The 1,346-nt window shown below is 53.4% G+C and carries 1 protein-coding gene; it reads right to left on the bottom strand.

The features are described 5' to 3' along the window. Positions 1-289 precede the first annotated feature (289 nt). Positions 290-1,324: an IS110 family RNA-guided transposase gene (locus ERD78_RS19670; protein WP_129971598.1), complete on the bottom strand. Its 1,035-nt coding sequence runs from the start codon at positions 1,322-1,324 to the stop codon at positions 290-292. Between the last annotated feature and the right edge of the window lie 22 nt (positions 1,325-1,346).

Here is a 1,346-nt window from a genome sequence, read left to right as displayed (position 1 = left end):
CCGGACGTACATGGACGCCCCCGTTTGTCAAGCTTCCAGACGTAATGACGAGGAAGGAAGATTGCACCCGTACATTCGGACTTTGCTTGCAAGCTGAGCTTGCTGTCCCTGATGGGTTTTGCTGGTCGGCGCCTCAATCGCTTACACGCACTCTCGGTGCCTCGTCCGGCGAGGGCTATGCCAACCACGGTCTAACCTGTCGTGCCATCAACGTGCTGATCGCTTGAGCAATCGGTGGTCTGTACTCCTTTTCGTGGTAAACCTAGATTATTACGGTGACCCGGCCTGACTACGTGGCCGCATTTACGGCCCGATAGTCAAATTTAAACTCTCGATTATGACTGAGCAACGCCCAAATCGTCCGAGCAGTTTTATTGGCTAGTGCAACAGCGGCAATATTCTTATTGCGCCGACTTGCCACGTTGAAGACCCAATTCCCCGGATCGGCTTTCTGCATCGCGCGATAGATGACGGATCTGGCTCCGTGAATCAATAAGGTCCGCAGGTAGGCGTCGCCTCGTTTGCTCATCCCCAAGAGGTTCTGTTTACCACCGGAGGAGTGTTGTCGCGGCACGAGACCAAGCCAAGCTGCAAGTTGACGCCCGCTATTGAAGTTCTGTGCGTCGCCAATGGTGGCTACTAGCGCCGTGGCTGTTATCGGACCAACCCCCGGCACTTGAGCCAATCGCTGACTCGCTTCGTTACTGCGGTGCCAGGCCTTAATTTGCGCTTCAATCTCATCAATCTGACGATGCAACAATTGTAGATGCTCCAGCAGTCGAACAATCAGGATACGAAACGATCCCGGAAGCTCGATAGTGGCATCCTCGATTAGTTCGGGCACGCGCTGACTGATATATGCGATGCCCTGCGGAACCACCAAGCCAAATTCGCCCAACAAGCCACGAATTTGGTTGGCCTGAGCAGTACGAGCCTTCACAAATCCCTGGCGGACGCGATGCAGTGACAGAACTGACTGTTGTTCAATGTTCTTGATCGGAACGAATCGCATTGAAGGTCGCCCAACTGCTTCGCAAATGGCTTCAGCGTCAGCTGCGTCATTCTTATTACTCTTAACATACGGCTTGACGAATTGCGGTGCCATCAGGCGTACTGTGTGGCCCATTGCCTGCAACTTACGAGCCCAGTAGTGCGCGCTGCCACATGCCTCCATCCCGATCAAGCAGGTCGGCAAATTTACGAAGAAACTCGCCATCTGATCACGCTTTATCTGTTTCCTGAGTACGGCCTTGCCGTGCTCGTCCACACCGTGAACTTGGAACACATTTTTTGCCAGGTCAATGCCAACGGTTGTAATCTTCATAGTGGACGCCTCTCTCGGTTGA

Origin of the sequence: Allopusillimonas soli, from assembly GCF_004153445.1 — a bacterium.
Classification (GTDB): Bacteria; Pseudomonadota; Gammaproteobacteria; order Burkholderiales; family Burkholderiaceae_B; genus Allopusillimonas; species Allopusillimonas soli.
Note: the sequence above shows the minus strand (reverse complement) of the source record. Positions and strands in the feature narration are given on the sequence as shown.